Origin of the sequence: Amycolatopsis sp. CFH S0740, from assembly GCF_004522315.1 — a bacterium.
GTDB classification, from domain to species: Bacteria; Actinomycetota; Actinomycetes; order Mycobacteriales; family Pseudonocardiaceae; genus Amycolatopsis; species Amycolatopsis nivea.
This window is the reverse complement of the sequence record NZ_SDLS01000001.1, coordinates 267,883-288,919: the sequence shown is the minus strand read 5'-3', so window position 1 is coordinate 288,919 and position 21,037 is coordinate 267,883. Positions and strand designations below refer to the sequence as shown.

Genomic DNA, 21,037 nt, shown 5'->3' with positions numbered 1-21,037 from the left:
GATATTTTCGCGACGCCTCTTCGGCTCATCGGAGGACCCGGGCCATGGACCAGCCCCCCGAACCGCTCGACGTGCTGGAACGCGCCACCGCGGTGCTGGTGCGCAACTTCGAGATGCTGCGCCGCCGCACCGACGTCTACGCCGAACTGGACCAGGCCGAGTACCTGATCCTGCGCACGCTCGACGACCTGGGCCCCGCCGACATCGGCACCCTGGCCGGCGCGCTGGGCCTCGACCCGTCCACCGCCGGACGGCAGGTCTCGGCGCTGCTCCGCAAGGAACTGGCCGAACGCAACCCCGCCAGCGACGACCGCAGACGCTGCGTCATCACCCCGACCGACCACGGCCGCGACCTCATGCACCGCACCCGGGCCCGGCGGCGATCCACCGTCGGGGAACTGCTGGGCGACTGGACGCCTGGCGAACTCGACGCCTTCGCCGAACTGCTGACCCGCTACAACAGCGCGGTCACCCGCCGCTACCTCAGCGACTGACCTCGCCGGACGGCTGCCCGCCGCCGCCGAGGTCGATCCAGAACCGATCCTCGCCCCGCTTCCGACCATCTGGCACGCCGCCGTTCGAGAGGATCACCCGGCGCGAGGGTTCGTTGTCCTCGGCGCAGGTCAACAGGACGCGGTCGAGGCCGAGGCCCCGGCATTCCGCGAGCCCGGCGGCCAGCATCCGCGTGGCATGGCCCTGCCGCCGCCACGGGGGCACCACGTGATACCCGATGTGCCCGCCCGCTTCGGCGAGTTCGGCGGTGAGTTCGTGCCGGACCACCAGGGTGCCCAGGTAGTACTCGCCGGAGACGTACCAGAAGATCGTGGACGGCACTCCCCACCGCTGCCGCACTCCGCGCCGGGCGGCGACGAACCCGGCGAAGTCGTCGCTCGCCTCGTCCAGCCATTCGGTCGGACGGCCTTCGAGCAAGCAGTCAGCCTGCTCTCCGACGAGGTACGACGTCCGCACCGCAGTCGTGGGCAAGACGAGACGGGGCGGTTCGACGAGACGGATCATCGGGCCAGTCTTCCTGCCGGAAGCCCGCCGCACAGCTCATTTCCGCGTCCGGGCGTCACGCCTGCGCGAGGTCCGCGTGCCCTTCCCGCAGCGCGCGCTTCACGATCTTCCCGCTCGGGTTCTTCGGCAGCGCGTCCACGAACACCACGTACTTCGGGCACTTGTACCCGGCCAGATGCTGCCGGGCGTGCGCGAGCACCTCGTCCTCGGTGAGCGTGACGCCCTCGCGGGGCACAATCGCCGCGGTGACCGCTTCGATCCAGTGCGGGTGCGCGACGCCGAACACCGCGACCTCGGCGATCCCGTCGAGCAGGTACAGCGCTTCCTCGACCTCGCGGCTCGCGACGTTCTCGCCGCCGGTCTTGATCATGTCCTTCTTCCGGTCCACCACCGAGAGGTAGCCCTCTTCGTCCAGCACGCCGAGGTCGCCCGAGTGGAACCAGCCGCCCTCGAAAGCCGCCGCGGTTTTCTCCTCGTCCTCGTAGTAGCCGAGCGTCGCGTGCGGGCTGCGGTGCACGATCTCGCCGACCTCGCCGGGCGGCAGTTCGCGGCCGTCCTCGCCGACGATCCGGGTTTCGACGTTGATGGACGCCCTGCCCGCCGAACCCGCTTTCGCGAGTTGTTCGTGCGGGCGCAGAATCGTGGCGAGCGGAGCCATTTCGGTCTGGCCGTAGAAGTTCCACAGCTGCACGTCCGGCAGGCGGCGCGCGAGTTCGCGCAGCACCTCGGCGGGCATCGGCGACGCGCCGTAGTAGCCCTTCCGCAGGCTCGACAGGTCGGTCGTGTCGAACGCCGGGTGGCGCAGCAGGGAGATCCACACCGTCGGCGGCGCGAACAGCTTCGTCGCGCGTTCCCGTTCCACCGCGGCCAGCAGCGCCGCCGGGTCCGGGCCGGGCAGGATCACGCTCGTCGCACCGAGGTAGACGTCGACCGACAGGAAGCAGTCCAGCTGCGCGCAGTGGTAGAGCGGCAGCGAATGCACCTCGATGTCGTCGCCGGTCATGCTGCCGTCGATCGCGCATGAGACATATTGGGCGATCAGCGAACGGCTCGACAGCAGCACGCCCTTCGGCCGCGATTCGGTGCCCGAGGTGTACATCAGCCGCAGCGGGTCGTCGTCCGCCACCAGCACCGCGGGCGCGGTTTCGTCGCCGGGCTCGTCGATCCACTCCGCGACGCTCTCCCATTCGCCGCCGCTGCCGCCGATCCGGGCCCGCAGCGCGTCGGTGCGGCCGGAGCGCTTCAACGCCTCCGCGGCGGTGTCGAGCAAGGCGTCCTCGGCGATCAGCCCGGACACTCCGGCGTGGCCGAGGATGAACGCGACCTCCTCCGCGCCGAGCATGAAGTTCACCGGCACCAGCACCACGCCCAGTTTGGCCGTGGCGAACACGAGCACCGCGTACTCCCAGCAGTTGCGGCTGAGCAGCGCGAGCCGGTCGCCCTTCGCGAGGCCGCGCTCGGCGAGCCGGTGCGCGCAGCGGTTGACCGCCGCGTCGAACTCGCGGTAGGTCGCGCGGCGCTCGCCGGAGACGATCGCGAGCTTGTCCGGCAGGCGCAACGCGGTGCGCCGCAGGAGATCCCCGACGGAGTGCTGGCGGGCGTGCTGGATCGCTTCCGCCGTTTCGGCGCTGAACGGGCTCGGCATAGCGGGAGTCTCATCCACCGGCGCGGCGCGCGCAAGCAGGACCGGCGGCGGCCCTCGGTAGGCTCTCCGGCACCACCCGGGGAGGGGCGCGTGGACGAGACCGAAGCACCGACGCTCGACCGGCCGGACATCACCGGCCGGCTGCCCCGGTACCGGCTCGTCCGCCAGCTCGCGCGCACCCGGATGAGCGAGGTCTTCGAGGCGGCCGACACGACGGACGGGCGCGCGGTGGCGCTCAAGGTGGTCGGGCCGGAGTTCATGGCGGTGCCCGGATTCCGCACCCGGTTCGAGCGGGAAACCCGGATCGCGCGCGAGCTCGAGCACCCGAACGTCGTCCCGGTGCTGGACGCCGGGTTCACCGAAGACGGCTACCTCGGCTACCTCGCGATGGAGTACGTCCGGGGCACGAACCTCGCGCGAACGCTCGCCGACCGGGGTCCGCTGTCGTTCAAGGAGACTCTCGGCATCGGCCGCGAGATCGCCGCCGCCCTCGACGCGGCGCACGACCGGCGGCTCGTGCACCGGGACGTCAAACCCGGCAACATCCTGCTCGACGCCGACGGCCGCGCGTACCTGTGCGACTTCGGCATCGCCCGCCAGCTCGACCTCACGCAGCTCACCGCGACCGGAGCGTTCCTCGGCACGGTCGGCTACGCCGCGCCCGAACAACGCCAGGGCAAACCGGCCGGGCCGGCGGCTGACGTGTACTCGCTCGCCTGCGTGCTCTGCGAATGCCTGGCCGGCGCTCCCCCGGGCCACCACGCCGAACTCGGCCACCCCGGCGTGCGCGCGCTCCGCCGGTCGCTCAGCACCGATCCGGCCGCCCGGCATCCGACCTGCACCGCGCTGGTCGACGATCTGGTCGCCGCCGAACGCTGGGACCGGCGGCGCCGGCGGCTGCTGCGCGCGGGAGTCCCGGCGGTCGCCGCGGCCGGGCTGCTCGTCGCCTCGCTGACCACCGGTGCCCTGTCCGCGGTGGACGACGCCACGCTCGCCCGGATGCCCGCCGCTTTGCGGACCGACTGCGCGACCGCGGACACGCCCGTCTCCGGCGCGACCGCGACCATCACCTGCCACGACCCGTCCGGCCGCGCCGCGACGACCGCGCTGTACGCCGACCCGAAACAAGCCGCCGACGCCTACTCCGCCTCGCTGTCGCGCGTCGGCGAGACGGCCGGGCAAGGAGACTGCGCCGTCGCTTCGGGGGCCGAACATCGTTACCCGGCAACCGGTCCCGCTCTCGGCCGCGTGTTCTGCCATGCCGGGGGCGGACAGTCCATGGTGGTCTGGAAGGACGACGCCGCCCGCGCGGTCACCACCGCCACGGCTTCGGCGCACGACGACGCCGCCTTGCGCGCAGCCTGGGTCGGCTGGACCGGGGCACCGGCATTCCCGACCGCGGACGAAACCGCCCTCACCGAGATCGCCGCCGGGAACAAATGCCATCGCGCGGCACCAGCGGATCTCGGCAACTACCCCGGAGCCATCGCCGGAATCTCCTGCACGCCACGCGGGACCGGCGCTCGCGACGTGTCCTACTACCGTTTCCCCGACACCCGGACGCTGCGCGCCAGCTTCGACGGTCTCGTCACCGCCGCGAAGGCACCGAGCGGGAAACCTTGTCCGGGCGCGTCGCCGAGCACCACCCGCTTCGATTGGCTGAGCGTCGACCTCGGCCAGGTCCTCTGCCGTCCCGGCCGGGAAGGCACCGTCGCGATCGACTGGAGCCTCGATTCCTTCCACGTCCTCGGCCACGTCGCCGGCGCCAGCCCGGAAGGCACCGGCGGCTGGTGGACGCAATGGCATCTCGCGCCGTTGAGCCGGATCGTCGCGCAGGTCAACCGCGAGTCCTCCCCCGCGTTCCCGACCCCGGGGGAAAACGCGCTGTTGCACCGGATCCCGCCCGCCTCGCGGATCAACTGCGTGCGCCCGTCCGCGGACCAGCGCTGGCAAGACCTCGGCGCGGTGCAGGCGGACGCCGCTGTCGCGTGTGGACAGACCAGCGGCGCCGGACTGGTCGTCTACTACCAACTGCCCGACGCCGCCACGATGAACCAGGTCTTCAACAGCACCCAGACCACCGAGAAGGCGTGCACCGACCAGCCGCCCGATTTCGCCGCCGACCGCCCGTACGCGCGCGGCGGCCGCACCGGACGCCTCGCCTGCGCGACCCTCCGGCCCAGCGGCGAGCGCTATCTCAAGTGGACGGACGACCAGTCGGGGATCCTCGCGGTCGCGCACCGCGGCACCGAGCCGTTCGCGATGATCGACTGGTGGAACCACGACTCCGGCCCGTCCTGAGCGCTCAGCCCTCCACGGAGCCGCCGATCGAGGCCGACCCGGTGACGTTCCCGTGCCCGCCGCTCGCGGTGTGCACGGATTCCTTGCCGTCCACGACGGAGTACATGTCCACCTGGCCGCTCGCGCCGGAATAGGTGATCTCCAGCGTCCACTGGTGCGGTTTCCCGTCGGCGGGCACGGTGAGCGACTGCCGCCACGGCATCTTCACCTGCCCGGTTTCCTTGGTGACGCCGTCCAAGGTGTAGGTGATCTGTTTCAGGGAACCGGAACCGGTCGCGTTCAGCACGAGCGTGTGCGGCTGGCGATCCGGCACCTGTTCCTTGACCGGCGCGGCGGAAGAAGACGACGGCGCCGGTGCGGGCGCGGGAGCCGGGGCGGGGCTGCCCGAACACGCGGTCAGTGCGGCGAGGAGCGCGACCGGCGCGAACACCGTCCGGGCAGCAGTGCGAAGTTCCATGCGCGCACCGTACTGATCCGCGGCCGGGACCGGTCCCCGCTCGGGAAATCCGCTCAGCCGTCTTTCGCCCACACCCGCACGGCCACCGCGACCGCGATCCCGGCGACGCCGAGCACGATCCCCGCGACCAGCAGCCCGGACGCGATCAGCCCGAGCGCCGCGGCCGCGAACAGCGCGACCTCCAGAAAGAACCGGGTCGGCTCCGGACTGCGCCGCTTCGCCTTCGGCGCGATCACGAGCCCCCAGATCGCCGCCGCCAGCGCGGGCCACAGCACCGCGGACAAGATGTTCAGGAACACGTTCCCGCCCAGCCGCGCGCCGGCGACCGCGAGACCGGCCAGCAGCGCCAGTTCGGTCAGGAAGCGGATGGCGAGCACCGCGCCGGGGAAACCGCGCAATGCGGGTCGAGTGGTGGTCACGCCGCGAAGCCTAACGGCCGGGCCCGCGCTCCGTGCGCGGAGTGCGGACCCGGCCGGGATCAGCGCCGGGCCACCATCCGGGACAACGTCATCAGGATCGCCCCGAACACCAGCAACGCCGCACCGAACACCGCGAGCCGCGGCGTGCTCACCCCGGTCTTCGCGAGCGCCTGCTGCTTCGGCTGGCTGGCCTCCGGCGCGGAGGTCTGCGTCGGCTGGCTGCTCGTGACCTTCTGCGGAGCCGAAGCCTTCGGCGTCACCTTCGCGACCTCGTGGACGCGGGCGGTGAGCGAGTCGGCGTGCTTGGCGTCCGACAGCGACCCCGGCGGGTTCGCCTGCTTGCCGCCCGCCCAGACGAGACCGCTGATGTCCTTCTTCGCCGCGGTCGACGAGGTGGACGCGGGCGGCTTCGTCGCCGAGGACGTCGGGCTGCTGGACGTCGTCGGGCTCGCCTTCGTCGTGGTGCTCGGCGAAGGCGACGCGGTGGCCGAACTGGTCGGCGTCTTCGTCGGAGTCTTGGTCGCCGAGGACGTCGGCGGCGCGCTCGTGGTCGGCTTGGCCGACGTCGGCGGCTTCGTCGAGGTGCTTGGCTTCGGCGGCGCCGGGGCCTCGCTCTTCGGGGCTTCGCCGCCGGCGAGCTTGATCAGCTGCTCCATCGACCCGTTGAACGAGTCCTGGTCGCCGGGCTTGTTGCCGGAGTCGGAGTACTGCCAGATCGTGTAGTAGCGCCAGCCCGAGGGCAGCGGGCCCGCGCTCTGCGCGTACCGGGCGATGAACAGCGGATGCGTGTCGCCGAACGCCGCCGAGTTCCCGGTGCAGGTCTTCCACCAGTCGGTCGTGGTGTAGAGCATCGGCCAGCGCGACGTTTTCGCGTGCAGCCGCTCGGAGAACGACTTCACCCACGAAACCATCGCCGGCTTGGACAGGCCGAAGCAGGTCGAGCCGTAGGGGTTGTATTCGATGTCCAGCATCGGCGGCATGGTGCGGCCGTCCGCGGACCAGCCGCCGCCGTGCGCGACGAAATAGTCCGCCTGCGTCGCGCCGTCGGACACGTCCGGACGCGCGAAGTGGTACGCGCCGCGGATCATCCCGACCTCGTAAGAACCGTTGTACTGCTGCGCGAAGTACGGGTTGCGATACCCGGTGCCCTCGGTCGCCTTGACGTACGCGAAACGCGCGCCCGCGTTCCAGGCCGCTTTCCAGTCCACATTGCCCTGGTGCCCGGACACGTCCATGCCCGGCACCTCGGCAGGCGCTGCCACCGCCTGGGGCGCGTGCAGCAGCCCCAGCGCTCCGACGGCAGCCACCGCTGCCGCCGCGACGACCGCACCCGCCCGAGCCGCTATCCGCCCGGAGCCCGTCATCCTCTACTCCCTCTTCTTTTCCCGCCCTGGGAGCGCTCCGGCCGTCCGCCTCTCTTCCCCAAGAGCGGCACCGGATCACCTGGGCGAGCCCCCAGTGTGTGTGACACGCGGGACGCCTGTAAACCACTGGGAGTGATGTGACGCGTGGTACACAAGAGGTTTTCCGAGGTCACCAGGGGTGCGCCCGGTCCGCGCCGGAATGAAACTCACCCACCCCGGGTCACTGTCGGCGGCGATTCCGGCACTCGTAGCAGCGGGTAATCACGCTCGGCCGCGCCGGAGCAGCCGTCGTGTCCGGACCGGACAGCGGCCGCCCCGGATCCGAAGTCTTGTCGTCGCGCAAGGGCCGAAGGTCGTTCGCCCGGAACTGTCCGAGACCCGCCCGCGGCGCGCGACACGCCCGGCCCGGCGAGCCGTTCACGAACAACTCCCCCGCGCCGGAAACCCTTGCCCGCACTGCGGAAATCGCGTTCTACCAGCACTTTTCGCGCCAGCGTCGGTAATCGACCGGACACACAGCGTCAACCAGGCGGATGTCTTCGCAACATCTTGGCAACCGGCTTGACACCGGCTGTGGTCCGGACCACTCTGCTGGACATTGGTCTACACCATTTGTCATACCGCCCCGGTCGCCGACGACCGGGCACCGAAAGGACGAGACACGTGAAGCGCTGGCTCATGCTGGCGGCGGGAGCCGCCGCCATCACGCTCGCCACGGCCGGCTGTGCCGGTTCGGGCGGGAGTGAGAACGCCTCGAGCGCTGGGGGCGCGCAGGACGGCAAGCTGACGGTCTGGCTCATGACCGGCTCCGCGCCGGACAGCCTGACCGCCGCCCTGAACAAGGAATTCGAAGCCGCCCACCCCGGCGTCAAGGTCGACTACCAGATCCAGCAGTGGAACGGCATCCAGCAGAAGCTGACCACCGCGCTGGCAAGCGACACCCCGCCGGACGTCATCGAGGTCGGCAACACCCAGACGCCCGCGTTCGCCGCGCAGGGCGTGCTGGCCGACCTCTCCGGCGACGTCAACAACCTCAACGGCGGGCAGTGGCTCGCCGGGCTCAAGGCATCCGGCCAGTACGACGGCAAAACCGTCGGCGTGCCGTTCTACGCCGCCAACCGCGTCGTCATGTACCGCAAGGACATGTTCGAGCAGGCCGGCATCACCCAGCCGCCCGCCTCCAACGACGAATGGCTCGCGGACATCGCCAAGCTGAAGACGAAGTTCGGCAGCGACCCGCAGTTCCAGCCGCTCTACATGCCGGGCCAGAACTGGTACGCGCTGTCGTCGTTCATCTGGGACAACGGCGGCGACATCGCCAAGGCCGAGGGCAAGTCGTTCAAGTCGTCGCTCAACACGCCGGAAGCCAAGGCGGGCCTCGAGTTCTACAAGAAGCTCGTGGACGCCTCGGGCACCACCGCGCCCAAAGACAACGACGAGGCCACGCCGCAGCAGGCGGGCATCTACGGCGCGGGCAAGGTCGCCATGTTCATCGGCACCCCGAACGAGGTGGCGACCGCCGCGAAGACCGACCCGGGCATCACCGCCAAGACCGGCGCGTTCCCGATCCCGTCGAAGACCGCGGGCCAGACCGCCCCGGTGTTCCTCGGCGGCTCGAACCTGGTCGTCCCGCTCAACAGCAAGCACCAGGACCTCGCCAAGGACTACCTGAAGCTGCTGACCAGCACCAAGTACATGACGCAGCTCGCCGCCGGCGGCTACGTGCCGGGCACCTCCACCGACGTCAGCGCCCTGGACAAGGACCCGCTGGGCGCGGTGATGGCGAAGGCGTCGAAGAACGGCCGCGCGATGCCGGCCAGCCCGAAGTGGGGCGAGGTCGAATCCGGCCAGAACCCGCTGAAGGACATGCTGACCGCGTACCTGACCGGGAAGAAGACTCTCGACCAGGCGGCGGCCGACGCGAACACGGCCCTCGACAAGATCATCGGCGGATGACCGCGACGAAGGACAAGCCGATGCCGGCGGGGGCGACCCCGCCGGCATCGGCGCACGTCGGGGCGGCGCGGAAGCGGGGAAGCGGCTGGTTCAGCGAACGGCTCATGCCGTACCTGCTGATCCTTCCCGCGCTCGCGGCCGTGCTGGTGCTGCTCGGCTGGCCCACCGTCCAGATGCTCGGCATCAGCCTGCGCCAGCTCGACCTGCGCGAGCTGGTGACCGGCAAGATGGTGTGGATCGGCTTCAAGAACTACACCGACGTGCTGTCCGACCCCGAGTTCTGGGCAGTCGCGCTCCGCACGATCCTCTTCACCGGCGCGCTCGTCGCCGGGACCCTGCTCGTGGCGCTGCTGATCGCGGTGCTGATGCGGCACCTCAACCCGGTGCTGCGGATCTTCGTGCAGGTCTCGCTGGTGCTCGCGTGGGCGGTGCCGGTCATCGCCACCACCACGGTGTTCCAGTGGATCTTCGACCAGCAGTACGGCATCCTCAACAAGACGCTGGACCGGCTGGGCTTCCATTCGTTCATCGGGTACTCGTGGTTCTCCACCGGCACGAGCACGCTCGTGGTGATCGGGCTGCTGGTGCTGTGGCAGGCCGTGCCGTTCGTCGCGTTCACGCTCTACGCGGGCCTCATCGGCGTGCCGCGCGAGCAGTACGAGGCGGCGGGCATCGACGGCGCCGGGCCGTGGCAGACGTTCCGCGCGGTCAGCTGGCCCGCGATCCGGCCGATCCTGACGATGGTCACGTTCCTGTCGATGCTGTGGGACTTCAACATGTTCGCCCAGGTGTGGGCCATCCGCCAGGGCGGCCCGGACGGCGCGAGCACGACGCTGGCGATCCTGCAGTACCTCAAGGGCATCGCGGGCAGCCACTTCGGCTCCGCCGCGGCCATCGCCACCATCATGCTGGTGCTGCTCCTGCTGGTCACCGGCCGGTACGTGCAGCTGCTGGTCCGGACCAAGGACGGGGAGATCGCATGAGGAAGTCCCTGCCCGCCCGGGTGCTGGTGTCGGCCGCCGGCATCCTCGTGGCGCTGCTGTTCCTCTTCCCGACGTACTGGATGTTCACGACGTCGCTGAAGACGCCGGGCGACGTGCTGTCGCCGAAGTACGACCTGATCCCGACTTCGGCGACACTGTCGAACTTCGCGTCGGCGCTGACCAAGCCCGGGTTCGTCACGTACCTGACCAACAGCCTGATCGTGACGCTCGGCGCGGTGCTGGCCGCGCTGGTGGTGGGCGTGCTCGCGGCGATCCCGCTCGCGCGCTTCCGCTTCCGCGGCCGCAAGGGGTTCCTGCTGCTGATCCTGGTGGCGCAGCTGGCCCCGCTCTCGGCGCTGTTCATCCCGATGTACCTGCTGATGCGCGACATCGGGCTGCTGAACACGCTGCCGTCGCTGCTGCTGGTGTACTTCGCGACGTCGCTGCCGTTCACCGTGTGGATGCTCTACGGGTTCGTCAACGGCATCCCGTACGACCTCGAAGAGGCCGCGATGATCGACGGCTGCAGCCGGGTCGGCGCGTTCCGCCGGGTCACGCTGCCGCTGCTCGGGCCGGGACTGGTCACCACGTCGGTGTTCAGCTTCATCACCGCGTGGAACGAATTCCTGTTCGCCCTGGTGTTCATGCGCGACCAGTCGAAGCAGACGCTGCCGGTGTGGCTGTCGTCGTTCAAGACGGCGTTCTCGATCGACTGGGGCGGCGTCATGGCCGCATCGGTGATCTACGCGATCCCGGCGGTGATCTTCTTCCTGATCGTGCAACGGAAACTCGTGTCCGGCATGACCGCTGGCGCGGTGAAGGGATGACGGTGGCTGACCTGTCCGAAACCCGCCGGCTGGCCGAAGCCGTTCTGCTGCCCGGATTCGCCGGGACCACGGCGCCGGACTGGGTGCGCCGCCGGCTCGCCGAGGGGCTCGGCGGCGTGATCCTGTTCGGCCGCAACGTGGTCGACGACGAACAGGTCGCCGCGCTCACCTCGGCGCTGCGGTCCGAGCGGGACGGCGTGGTCGTCGGGATCGACGAGGAAGGCGGCGACGTCACCCGCCTCGACGTCGGCAAGGGCTCGTTCGTGCCCGGCCCGCTCGCACTCGGCGCGGCCGGGGATCCGGAGCTGACCGCGTCCGTCGCGGCCGCTCTCGGCGAGCGGCTCGCGGCGTGCGGGGTCACGGTCAACCTCGCGCCGTGCGCGGATCTCACGCTCGCGGCGGAGGATCCGGGCATCGGCGTGCGGGCGTTCGGCTCGGACCCGGCGGCCGCCTCGCCGCACGTGGCGGCGTTCGTGACCGGCATGCAGAAGTACGGCGTCGCCGCGTGCGCCAAGCACTTCCCCGGACACGGCGCGGCGACCGAGGATTCGCACCTCTCGCTGCCGGTGCTGCCGCGGACCGCCGCCGAACTCCGGGAAGTGGAGTTGGTTCCGTTCGCCGCGGCGATCGAGGCGGGCGTCCGGACGGTCATGTCCGGGCACCTCGTCGTGCGGGAATGGGGCGAGGAACCGGCGACGTTCAACCGGACCGCGCTCGTCGACGTGCTGCGCGGCGAACTGGGGTTCACCGGGGCGGTCATCACCGACGCGTTGGAGATGGGCGCCATCTCAGGGGCGTACGGGCGGCACGACGGGATCGGCGAAGCCTCGGTCCGGGCTCTCCTGGGCGGCGCGGACGCGCTGTGCCTCGGCGGGGCCGCGTTCGACGCGGAGACGCTGGACCGGACCGCCGAGGCGATCGTCGCGGCAGTGACCGAGGGGCGGCTTTCCTTGGCGCGCCTGGCCGACGCCGCGGCCCGGACCGCGTCGCTGGGCTCCTCCCCCGCTCCCGCCGCGGTGCAGCCGGTGGACTACTCGCTCGGCCTGTCCGCCGCGCGGGCCGCCTTGCGGATCACCGGCACGCCGCGGTTGACCGGCCGGTCGCTCGTGGTGGACGTGCAGACCGAACCGGGCATCGCCGCCGGGCCGATGCCGTGGGGACTGGGCGCGCATCTGGCGGAACTGGTTCCGGGCACCCGGACGCTTTCGGTGTCCCCGGACGACGTCGCGACGGTCGTGGCCGAAGCCTCGTCGGCGGAGAGCGTCGTGGTGGTGACCCGGGAAGCGCACCGGCACCCGGCGGTGCGGGAGTTCCTGGCCGGTCTGTCCACTGTGGACTACATCCGGGTCGAGACCGGGGTGCCGGGGCCGGAAGCCGGTGCGGCGCCGCGGGTCGACACGTTCAGCGGCTCCTACGTGAGCCTGCGGGCAGCGGCGGAGTATCTCGCTCGCGCCTGACTCTGTACGTGAAGGGACCCCTCACGGCGCGCTGGTCAATGCCAGGGATTTGCCCACGTCGGCGGTGTGGCCGGGACGGGCGTGGGGTCAGCGGTCCGTGAGGGCCACCCTGAGGGAATCTGATTCCCTCAGGGTTCCCCTCACGTACATTCGCGCGGTTAACCCCGGCCGCAACAGAGCGGATCAGAGGGCCAGTTCGGCCCAGACCGTCTTCCCGCCTTCCCGGGGCGTCTGGCCCCAGCGCACGGCGATCGCGTTGATCAAGGCCAATCCGCGTCCGCCGCCCTCGTACCCCTCCCGGTACCGGGCCAGGGCCGGAAGCGAATCGGACACCTCGATCAGGAGCCGGTCGCCGGGCAAGGACAGGGCGAGCGTGCACGGCGGACGCGCGTGGCGCATCGCGTTGGAGGCCATTTCGTCGAGCACCAGGCGCACGTCCGCCACCGCGTCCGCGTCGGCGTGCGGGCGGTGGCCGTACACGAACGCGGCCGCCTGGTCCCGGATCCCGCGCAACGTCGTGGAATCCCGCGCCAGCATCAAGTCCAGTCGCGGGATCGCGCCCTCCGGCGACGCGGCGCGCGCGGGCAAGCGGCTGGGCTGGAATTCGTCCACACTCATCGCTTGACCTCCTCTCGGCCGTGCTGCGCCTGTCCGGGGACAGGTACCCGCGCGACGTCTTGCCAATCTTGTGGCGCTGCCCGCGAATTACGCGGCGATTCCCCGCACTTCCCCGGAACTGGGTACCCGCGGGAAGGAGGCCGCAAACCGGAATCCCGGGAATGGTGCGCGAAGTCGCCCGCCGCGCAGTTTTCCCGGCCCGGTTTCGCGCTTGCCGTGCGGGGTTTCGTGTGCTGTGCCACCGTTTTTTCATGACTGACATGCCTGCTTACCCGTCCCCTTCCGCCGGAACTCCCGCCGAAGCCCCGCCGCGCCCCGCGGTGATCACGGGCGCTTTCTGGGCGTTCGTCGCCGCGACGCTCGTCGGATTGGCCGGAGCCGTGTTCCTGTTTTTCGCGCATGACACGCTGGCCGACGCGATGCGAAGAGCGAACGGGCAGAACTCCGCGCGTCTCACCGACGCCCAGATCGACCAGGCGGTCACGATCGGGATCGTCGTCGGGGTCGTGATCGCCGTCGTGATCGCGTTGCTGCGCCTGCTGTTCGCGTTCAAACTACGCGCGGGCCGCAACTGGGCGAGGATCGTGCTCACCGTGCTCACCGCGCTCCAGGTGATTTCCCTGCTGGCCGGGCAGAGCACGGTCATCGGCTACGTCAGCACCGGCCTGGCCGTGCTCGGCGTGGTCCTTTCCTTTCTGCCGGAAGCCAATCAGTACATCGCCGCCGCGAAGGCTCCTCGCTGACGGCGCGGCCGGTTTGCCCACCGCCTTCAGCGGGTAGCCCGGGAACCCCGGACACGAAGAGAGGCATCGACGATGAGCGACACCGCCGGACACAAGGCCGAGGAGCTCAAGGGCAAGGCCAAGGAAGCGCTCGGCAACGCCACCGGGAACGAGCAGTGGCAGGCCGAGGGGAAGGCCGAACAGGCCAAGGGCGCGCTCAAGCAAGCGGGAGAAAAGGTCAAGGACGCCGCCAAAGGCGTGAAAGACTGACCCGCGGCACCGAGCGGCGGCCGGGACCCGCGGTTCCGGCCGCCGCTGTGTGTCCGCCCTTCCTCCAGACCGCCGGTCCGGTTTCGCGGCCCGGTAAAGTCCGGCGGTGCGGCCCGGTGGCGGGCGGCGAACGAGGAGGCCGGGGTGACGGACACCGACACGCAGACCGATCAGGGCTGGGAAGCCGACCGGGTCGCGTTCTGCGCGGAACCGGCCGTCGACGGCTGGGCCCGCAGCGGCGTGGCCCTCGAAGGCCCGCTCTCCCGGCAGTTCGGCACGCTCGCGCTTCTCCTGCTCGACGCGGACTCCCTGCACGAAGCGATGGAGCGCGTGGTGTCCGCCGCGCTGCGCATCGTGCCGCAAGCCGATCTGGCCAGCATCACCCTGCGGTCGTCCGACGGCGGGTTCCACACCCCGGTCTTTACCGACCCGGCCGCCGAGGAGCTGGACCGGATCCAGTACCGGACCGGCGAGGGCCCGTGCCTGGAAGCCGCCCGGCACGAACGGCCGGGACACGCCTTGACCAACAACCTTCCGGAGTCGGGCGCCTTCCCCGAATTCGGCGTGCGCGCCGGACGGCTCGGGTTCGGCTCGCTGCTGGCCACGACGCTGCTGCCGGACGCCAAGTCCGACCTCCCGCCCGGCGCGATCAACCTCTACAGCCGCAAGGCCGGGGCGTTCGACGACACCGCCGTCGACAGCGCGCTCATCCTGGCGTCGCACGCCTCGCTCGCCCTCTCCGGATCGTCCGCGCACACCGCGGCCGCGCTCAAGGAGGTCCACCTCAAGCGCGCCGTCGACAGCCGCGACCTCATCGGGCAGGCCAAGGGCATCCTGATGAACCGGCGCGGGGTCACCGCCGACGCGGCGTTCGACATCCTGCGCCGCACGTCCCAGGACCTCAACGTCAAGCTGGTCGAACTCGCCCGCACGGTGACCGAACGGCACCGCGAACTCGACCTCTGACCCCCGCCGGTTTCCGTTCCGATCCGTCCGGCTCGCGTGAATTGCCGGCGAACGGGTAGCCGGGGACCAGGGACGGCCTCCGGCGCGCAGGAGACCGGGACCCAGGTTCCGCCGGTCGAGACCCGAGGCCGGCGGAACCGCCCGTCACTCCTGCCCGAGCTCGCCGTGCCGGCCGGTCAGAGTCCGGGCCACCTCGACCAGTTTCACGTTCAGGTCCTGCGAAGTCCGCCGCAGCAGGTCGAACGCTTCCTCCGCGGTGAGGCCCTCCCGGTTCATCAGGATGCCCTTGGCCTGCCCGATCACGTCCCGGGTGTCGACGGCTCGCCGGAACTCGGCCCGGCGCAGTTCGGCGGTCTTTCGCAGGTGGCTGTTCGCCAGCGCCAGCGACGCGTGGGTAGCCAGCAGCAGGGCGATGCGGCGGTCGGTCTCGGCCAGGCTGTCCGGGCGACGCGAGTAGACGGTCAGCGAGCCCGCCGTCCGGTCGAGGCCCGGAGCTGCCGGGAGTTCGGTGGAGAACGCCGCGCGGCAACCGAGGGCGCGCGCGGCGGCGGTGAACCGGGGCCATCGGGCCTCGGTCGCCAGGTCCGCGCTCGCGACATAGCCCGGGCCGTCCGCGCGGGCCGCCTCCACGCAGGGGCCTTCCCCGTCGCGGTACTGGATCCGGTCCAGCTCGGCGGCGGTCTTCCCGGTCCGGGCAGCGGTGGAAAAGCGGCCGTCGGAACCCAGCACCGTGACGCTGACCCAGTCCGCTCCGGCGACCGCCGCCGCGGTCGCTTCCACGACCTGGCGCAGCACGTCCGCGACCGAGTTCGCGGACAGCAGCATCCTGCTCAGCGACTCGAACCGGTCCGCGGCGTCCGGCCTGGCGCGCTCAGCCGTACCGGATTCGCTCTTCACCGCGATCGCCGTCCGAACGAAGCTCCGGCTGCCAGGGAAACGAACCTGCTCGGCCGTATCCCGCTGCAGCGTCGACGAGGGCGACTCGCCGTACGCGGCCCGGTAGTGGGCGGCGAACACACTGGGTGCGTAGCCCCATCGGGCCGCGATCCGGGCGACGGTGTCCTGATCCGGCACGGCGGCGCGCAGTTCCGCTCGCGCGCGGTCGAGACGGGCCCGGCGCAGGTAGGCCATCGGGGTCGTGCCGAGATGTCTCCGGAAGGCCAATTGCACCGCGCGGGCGGAAACCCGGGCTGCCGCGGCGATCTCCGCGATGTCGATCGGCCGGTCGAGATTGGCTTCGATGAAGGAAATCGCGCGGCGGAGCGTCTGCGAATGGGCGTCGAGCCCGTCCCCGGTGCGCTTTGCGGAGGCCGTGTGGGGGAACGCGTTCAGCACGGCTACGGCGAGGTAGCGCGTCGCCGTCGCCACAGCCAGCGGATTCTCCCCGACGCCGGGCACGCCGAGCACATCGTCCCGCAGATGCGCGACAGTGGACCGCAGGTGCTGGGCGGCGCTGGCGTCGACCGGCCGGTGGCCGAGCAGCCGCACCGGCCGGTCGACGCCCGCCGCCTGGCTCAGCAGAGCCGGATCCAGCATGGTGATGCTGTACTTGGCGCGCGCGATCCGCCCGGTGTAGGGCCGGTCCGGAGAGTACGACACCAGATCCCCCGGGCCGAACGTCTCCGCTTCCGGCGAGCCGTCCACGCGGTGGTCCTCGATCGTGCCCGATTCGACGTCGCAGAGGCAGATCGTGCCCAGCGGCTCGACGGAGTAGCTCATCTCGAAGGACAGGTCGAGCCGGTCGGCGCTCAGCCCGTCCACCTCGTGCCTGCGGATGTGTGTGCCCGCGTGCCCGGTGTCGCTGCCGATCCGCATCGGCGCATACGCGCTGCTCAGGAACGCCTCGGTCCGGCTGAGATCGTCGCTGTCGAAGGCAAGCGACAACACCGCGCCGCTCGCCGCGAACGGCTGCCGGACGTCGCCGGGCTCGGCCAGCGCCTCCGCCGGCGACGCAGCCCGCCGGACGGCCTCGCCAGGATCAGCGCTGTCCAGCGTCGCGGCCTGGTCTGGCGACGTCACCAGCACGCAGTCGCGATCACGGGCGAACGAGACCAGCGCCCGGGCCAGCAGTGCGCTCAGCGGCCTGACGCCGCGCAGGTCCACCACCAGGCACGTGCCCGGCGCGACAGCGCGGCCCGCCGCGTGCAGCGCCTCGACGATTTCGGCCGAGTGAGTCTTCGCGAGCCGGTCCGGCAAGGTCAGCACCACGGCACCCCCGAACTGCCGAGGGGCGATCTTCAGCTCCGTCACGGCAGCTGCACGACCACGTTTCGCCCGAAATCGCCCGGATCGGGCTTGGCCGCGCATCTCTGCGCCGGACGGGATGCTCGGCACTCGGCGGTCGCCACACGCACTCCTAGGAGCGGGCCGGACCGGGCGCAGGGCGCGCCTCAGCCAGGGAGTTGTGGACGCTGCCTGCTTAACGCACCGAGGAAAAACCCTACCCGGCACGATCTTCCGCCGGAGCGGGGCACGCCGGAACCGCCGGCGGGCGTTCCCGGCCGGACTGTCTACTGTGGACTACCGACGAAGCGGCCCGTTCAGCCGCGCGGCCCTGCGGCGCGGCGAAGCCGGTTCGCGATCGCGAGCCCCAGCCCCTTCTCCTCCGGCAGCGACGCGACGATCAGGTCGCAGCCCTTCCGGTCCAGCTCGCGAAGGAAGCCGTAAAGACCGCGCGCGTACTCGGCCAGCGAAGCCGGAACCGGCACCACCGCGTGCGCCCCCGGCGCTGCGACGTCCTGGGAAGGCGGCAGGAAGACACCCACCTGGTGCCCGAGTTTCCGCGCGCGCTCCGCTTCGGCGGCCACCTCGCCGGGCTCGACGAGAATCACCCAGGCCCGCGGCGCGTAGTGCGACGGATGCTGGCCAGGAACCCGGATCGGGCTCACGGACGGCACCTCGAGGGAACTCCCGAGCACCGCTTCGAGGTCTTCCCGCGGCACGCCGCCGGGCCGCAGCACGCTGAGGGTGTCGCTGGTGGCGTCGACGATGGTGGACTCGACACCGACCTGGCAGGGACCGCCGTCCAGAACGAAATCGACGGCCTCGCCCAGCTCCGCGCGGACGTGCTCGGCGGTGGTCGGGCTGACCGAGCCGAACCGGTTGGCCGACGGAGCCGCCGCGCCGCCGCCGAACGCCGACAGCAGCGCCAGCGCCACCGGATGGTCCGGGACGCGCACCCCCACCGTCTCCAGCCCGCCGGTCGCCGCCGACGACACGCGCGGGCCGCGCCGCAGCACCAACGTGAGCGGTCCCGGCCAGAACTGCTCGGCCAGCAGCCGCGCGGGCTCGGGCATCTTCTCGACCCAGCCGTCCAGGTGCCCGGCACCGGCGAGGTGCACGATCAGCGGATGCGTGGGCGGGCGGCCCTTCGCCTGGTAGATGCGGGACACCGCGGCCGGGTCCGAGGCGTCGGCGCCCAGGCCGTAGACCGTCTCGGTCGGGAAGGCCACCAAGCCCCCGGCGCGCAGCACCCCGGCCGCCTTCTCGATGTCGCCAGCTGCCGCGGTCACGCTCGCACTCTCCTGCCAGACGGATAGCTTTTCCTCGCCCGTCAGCCTAAGCCGCCCGCGCCAAGCGGCTTCACCCGGCGGCGAACCGCGCCTCCACCGTCGACCCCGCCGGATCCGAATGCACCCGCCGCGAGATGGTTCACCAGCAGCAGACCCCGGCCGCCCTCTCGATATCGCCAGCTGCCGCGGATAGCTTTTCCTCGCCCGTCAGCCTAAGCCGCCCGCGCCAGGCGGCTTCACCCGGCGGCGAACCGCGCCTCCACCGTCGACCCCGCCGGATCCGAATGCACCCGCCGCGAGATGGTTCACCAGCAGCAGACCCCGGCCGCCCTCTCGATATCGCCAGCTGCCGCGGATAGCTTTTCCTCGCCCGTCAGCCTAAGCCGCCCGCGCCAGGCGGCTTCACCCGGCGGCGAACCGCGCCTCCACCGTCGACCCCGCCGGATCCGAATGCATCCGCACCAGGTCCGCGAGATGGTTCACCAGCAGCAGTCCCCGGCCGCGGACCTGGTCCGGGGCGGCCGGGACGCGACCGGCCATCGGATCCGCCAGCCATCCCTCGTCCCGGACCTGGCAGACCAGCTCGCCGTCGGCGAACCCCAGCCGCACCATCGCGGCCCCGCTGCCGTGCTCGACGCTGTTGACCGCCAGCTCCGACACCGCCATCACCGCGTCCTCGACCCGGTCCTCGGGCAGGCCGTGCCGCCGCGCCGTCTCGGCGGTCACCGCGCGGAGGTCGACGAGGTCGGGTTCGGCGACGACGAAGGACCGGGCGCCGGGCGGAGGCGGCAGCTCGCGGTTGTAGTCGGCGACCACCGCGTCGGGCGCGTAGTCGCCGCTCGAGCGCCACTCCCCCGTGCCGTCGATCAGCCAGGGGTGCGTGCGGAGCGCGTCGGCCAGCTCGGTCGCGCCCAGCGCTTCGGCGTCGTACGGGCACAGGATGGTCGCCCACCGGCCCTCGAACGCCAGGTTGATCAACGCCTCGTGCTGCGCGCACGCCGGGTACTCCGCCGGCGACCGGCCGGCCCAGATCGGCTCCCCGACGATCCGCACGTGCCGGTCCGGATGCCCGTCGGCGAACGCGCGCAGCACGCCAGGGATGATCCGGCCCGGATTGCGGCCCGCCTCGGTCATGTCGACCAGCAGCACCCGCTCGGCGTCCGCGCCCAGTTCGGCCCGGACCAGGCGCACGTGCTCCGGCGGCGCGGCGACCGCGACCGGCTCGCCCGCCGCCAGCCCCTCGCGGACGAACGCGACCACCCCGGCCGTGAACTCCTCGGCGCTTCGGTAGAAAAGCGCCGGATGCAGGAACGCCTGCTCCGAGTACGTCATGGCCGCCCCGAACGAAACACCGACATCATCGCGGGCACCACGATCACTACCTCACCTCTGCCGTCCGCCGGACAGCTCGGTTCACCTTGCCCCTCAAGGCTAACCCAGCCGTCCGACAGTTCCGCACGCCCGACCGGACGCCTCGGTGCGGCAGGCCCGGAGAACCTGCCCTTGTCCTGCCGGTCAGACCAGATCGAGCACCGTCTTTCCCCTCCCGTGCCCGGAATCGAGCCGCTCGTGGGCCTGGCGCACCTGGTCGAGCGGCAGGACCTGGTCCACGACGGGACGGGCCTGGCCGCGCTCGAACAGCGGCGTCAGCTCCTCCAGCCGACGACGCTCCCGGGTGAGCAGGATCCCGTGCAGCTGCTGATTCCGCTGGTAGAGGGTGCGCAGCTCGCCCTTCGGCGGCAGCACCGTCGCGATCCGGCCGAACGCCCTGGCCGCGGCGGAGCTCTTCGCGACGTTCTCCCCGCCGACCAGGTCCAGCACCGCGTCGGCGCCCTGGCCGCCGGTGTGCTCGAACGCCGCTTCGACCGGGTCGGTCTCGTGGTAGTCGATCGGAACGGCACCCAGGTCACGCAGCAAATCCTGGTTGTCCGGGCCCGCCGTCGCCAGCACCCGGGCACCCGCTGCGACCGCGAACTGCACGGCGAACGAGCCGACCCCGCCGGCACCGGCGTGCACCAGCACCGTCTCCCCCGGCCGGACCGCCAACCGGCGGACGATCGCCTCCCACGCCGTCCCGCCGGCGAGCGGGATCGCCGCCGCCTCGACGTGGCTGAGCCCGCGGGGTTTGGGCGCCGCGATGGCCGCCAAGACGACGTTCAGCTCGGTGTAGCTGCCCAGGCGGGACGCCATTTCCGGGGTGTAGAACACCTCGTCGCCCTCGGCGAAGTCAGTCACGCCGGGACCTACTGCCGCCACGACGCCCGAGACGTCGCCGCCCAGCACCGCGGGCAGTTCCAGATCCGGGATCGCCACCCCCTGCCGGATCTTCGCCTCGACCGGGTTCGTGCCGGACGCCACCACGCGCACCAGGATCTCGCCCGGCCCCGGCTCGGGACGCTGGACCTCGCGCAGCGTCAAGACGTCCGGGCCGCCGAACTCGTCCATCACCACAGCTCGCACAGACATTCCGCCCTGATACCCGGCACCGGCGCGGCGAAACGTCCTGTTCCGCGCCGAAGCCGA

General features: G+C 71.4%; 19 protein-coding genes. 9 read left to right on the top strand and 10 right to left on the bottom strand.

Features of this window, described 5'->3' with window-relative positions:
* Positions 1–44 precede the first annotated feature (44 nt).
* Positions 45–494 (top strand): MarR family winged helix-turn-helix transcriptional regulator, encoded by a 450-nt coding sequence (locus tag EIZ45_RS01450; RefSeq protein ID WP_134661600.1) that lies wholly within the window; start codon positions 45–47, stop codon positions 492–494.
* Here EIZ45_RS01450 and EIZ45_RS01445 read toward each other — a convergent pair.
* Both EIZ45_RS01445 and EIZ45_RS01440 read right to left on the bottom strand, forming a co-directional pair.
* Positions 484–1,017, bottom strand: coding sequence for a GNAT family N-acetyltransferase (locus EIZ45_RS01445; RefSeq protein ID WP_134661601.1), 534 nt, complete (start codon positions 1,015–1,017; stop codon positions 484–486). The two genes, EIZ45_RS01450 and EIZ45_RS01445, sit on opposite strands and share 11 nt — an antisense overlap.
* Before the next feature lie 55 nt (positions 1,018–1,072).
* Positions 1,073–2,662, bottom strand: a complete 1,590-nt coding sequence (locus tag EIZ45_RS01440) for an acyl-CoA synthetase (protein WP_134661602.1) — start codon at positions 2,660–2,662, stop codon at positions 1,073–1,075.
* Positions 2,663–2,752: 90 nt separating this feature from the next.
* Between EIZ45_RS01440 and EIZ45_RS01435 the strand changes: the two genes are divergently transcribed.
* Positions 2,753–4,963: a serine/threonine-protein kinase gene (locus EIZ45_RS01435; RefSeq protein ID WP_134661603.1), complete on the top strand. Its 2,211-nt coding sequence runs from the start codon at positions 2,753–2,755 to the stop codon at positions 4,961–4,963.
* A gap of 4 nt (positions 4,964–4,967) precedes the next feature.
* On the opposite strand, the gene EIZ45_RS46395 is transcribed toward EIZ45_RS01435, so the two are convergent.
* The 3 genes from EIZ45_RS46395 to EIZ45_RS47570 are packed head-to-tail and all read right to left on the bottom strand — an operon-like array spanning position 4,968 to position 7,203.
* Complete coding sequence (locus tag EIZ45_RS46395) at positions 4,968–5,420, bottom strand: hypothetical protein (RefSeq protein ID WP_134661604.1); 453 nt, start codon at positions 5,418–5,420, stop codon at positions 4,968–4,970.
* A 53-nt stretch (positions 5,421–5,473) separates the two neighbouring features.
* The gene (locus tag EIZ45_RS01425) at positions 5,474–5,839 is read right to left on the bottom strand and encodes a DUF2568 domain-containing protein (RefSeq protein ID WP_134661605.1); all 366 of its coding nucleotides are present in this window, start codon (positions 5,837–5,839) and stop codon (positions 5,474–5,476) included.
* 59 nt (positions 5,840–5,898) lie between these two features.
* Positions 5,899–7,203, bottom strand: coding sequence for a lysozyme (locus EIZ45_RS47570; RefSeq protein WP_134661606.1), 1,305 nt, complete (start codon positions 7,201–7,203; stop codon positions 5,899–5,901).
* Positions 7,204–7,866: 663 nt separating this feature from the next.
* Between EIZ45_RS47570 and EIZ45_RS01415 the strand changes: the two genes are divergently transcribed.
* From EIZ45_RS01415 to EIZ45_RS01400, 4 genes are read left to right on the top strand one after another with little or no spacing between them, the layout of a single operon-like run.
* The gene (locus tag EIZ45_RS01415) at positions 7,867–9,159 is read left to right on the top strand and encodes a sugar ABC transporter substrate-binding protein (RefSeq protein ID WP_134661607.1); all 1,293 of its coding nucleotides are present in this window, start codon (positions 7,867–7,869) and stop codon (positions 9,157–9,159) included.
* Positions 9,156–10,142: a carbohydrate ABC transporter permease gene (locus EIZ45_RS01410; protein WP_037805758.1), complete on the top strand. Its 987-nt coding sequence runs from the start codon at positions 9,156–9,158 to the stop codon at positions 10,140–10,142. Before EIZ45_RS01415 ends, EIZ45_RS01410 begins: the two co-directional genes overlap by 4 nt.
* Positions 10,139–10,969, top strand: coding sequence for a carbohydrate ABC transporter permease (locus tag EIZ45_RS01405; protein ID WP_043834374.1), 831 nt, complete (start codon positions 10,139–10,141; stop codon positions 10,967–10,969). The genes EIZ45_RS01410 and EIZ45_RS01405 overlap by 4 nt, the downstream gene beginning before the upstream one ends.
* The gene (locus tag EIZ45_RS01400; protein WP_043834372.1) at positions 10,966–12,426 is read left to right on the top strand and encodes a glycoside hydrolase family 3 protein; all 1,461 of its coding nucleotides are present in this window, start codon (positions 10,966–10,968) and stop codon (positions 12,424–12,426) included. Before EIZ45_RS01405 ends, EIZ45_RS01400 begins: the two co-directional genes overlap by 4 nt.
* 183 nt (positions 12,427–12,609) lie before the next feature.
* On the opposite strand, the gene EIZ45_RS01395 is transcribed toward EIZ45_RS01400, so the two are convergent.
* The gene (locus EIZ45_RS01395; protein ID WP_134661608.1) at positions 12,610–13,044 is read right to left on the bottom strand and encodes an ATP-binding protein; all 435 of its coding nucleotides are present in this window, start codon (positions 13,042–13,044) and stop codon (positions 12,610–12,612) included.
* 251 nt (positions 13,045–13,295) lie between these two features.
* Here EIZ45_RS01395 and EIZ45_RS01390 point away from each other — a divergent pair, with 251 nt between their 5' ends.
* The 3 genes from EIZ45_RS01390 to EIZ45_RS01380 all read left to right on the top strand — a co-directional run bounded on the left by EIZ45_RS01390 (position 13,296) and on the right by EIZ45_RS01380 (position 15,002).
* Positions 13,296–13,787 (top strand): hypothetical protein, encoded by a 492-nt coding sequence (locus tag EIZ45_RS01390; protein WP_043834369.1) that lies wholly within the window; start codon positions 13,296–13,298, stop codon positions 13,785–13,787.
* Positions 13,788–13,859: 72 nt separating this feature from the next.
* Positions 13,860–14,036, top strand: coding sequence for a CsbD family protein (locus tag EIZ45_RS01385; protein ID WP_043834367.1), 177 nt, complete (start codon positions 13,860–13,862; stop codon positions 14,034–14,036).
* Positions 14,037–14,180: 144 nt separating this feature from the next.
* On the top strand, positions 14,181–15,002 hold the full coding sequence (locus EIZ45_RS01380; protein WP_043834366.1) for a GAF and ANTAR domain-containing protein: 822 nt from the start codon (positions 14,181–14,183) through the stop codon (positions 15,000–15,002).
* A 144-nt stretch (positions 15,003–15,146) separates the two neighbouring features.
* Here the strand turns inward: EIZ45_RS01380 and EIZ45_RS46670 are convergent, their stop codons facing one another.
* The 4 genes from EIZ45_RS46670 to EIZ45_RS01355 form a co-directional block, all read right to left on the bottom strand.
* Entirely contained in the window at positions 15,147–17,252 is a 2,106-nt protein-coding gene (locus EIZ45_RS46670; RefSeq protein ID WP_240690522.1) for an ANTAR domain-containing protein, read from the bottom strand.
* A gap of 290 nt (positions 17,253–17,542) precedes the next feature.
* Positions 17,543–18,514, bottom strand: coding sequence for an L-threonylcarbamoyladenylate synthase (locus tag EIZ45_RS01365; RefSeq protein WP_134661609.1), 972 nt, complete (start codon positions 18,512–18,514; stop codon positions 17,543–17,545).
* A 402-nt stretch (positions 18,515–18,916) separates the two neighbouring features.
* Positions 18,917–19,846, bottom strand: a complete 930-nt coding sequence (locus EIZ45_RS01360; protein WP_134661610.1) for a sensor histidine kinase — start codon at positions 19,844–19,846, stop codon at positions 18,917–18,919.
* A 183-nt stretch (positions 19,847–20,029) separates the two neighbouring features.
* Complete coding sequence (locus EIZ45_RS01355) at positions 20,030–20,980, bottom strand: zinc-binding dehydrogenase (protein ID WP_240690523.1); 951 nt, start codon at positions 20,978–20,980, stop codon at positions 20,030–20,032.
* Positions 20,981–21,037 lie beyond the last annotated feature (57 nt).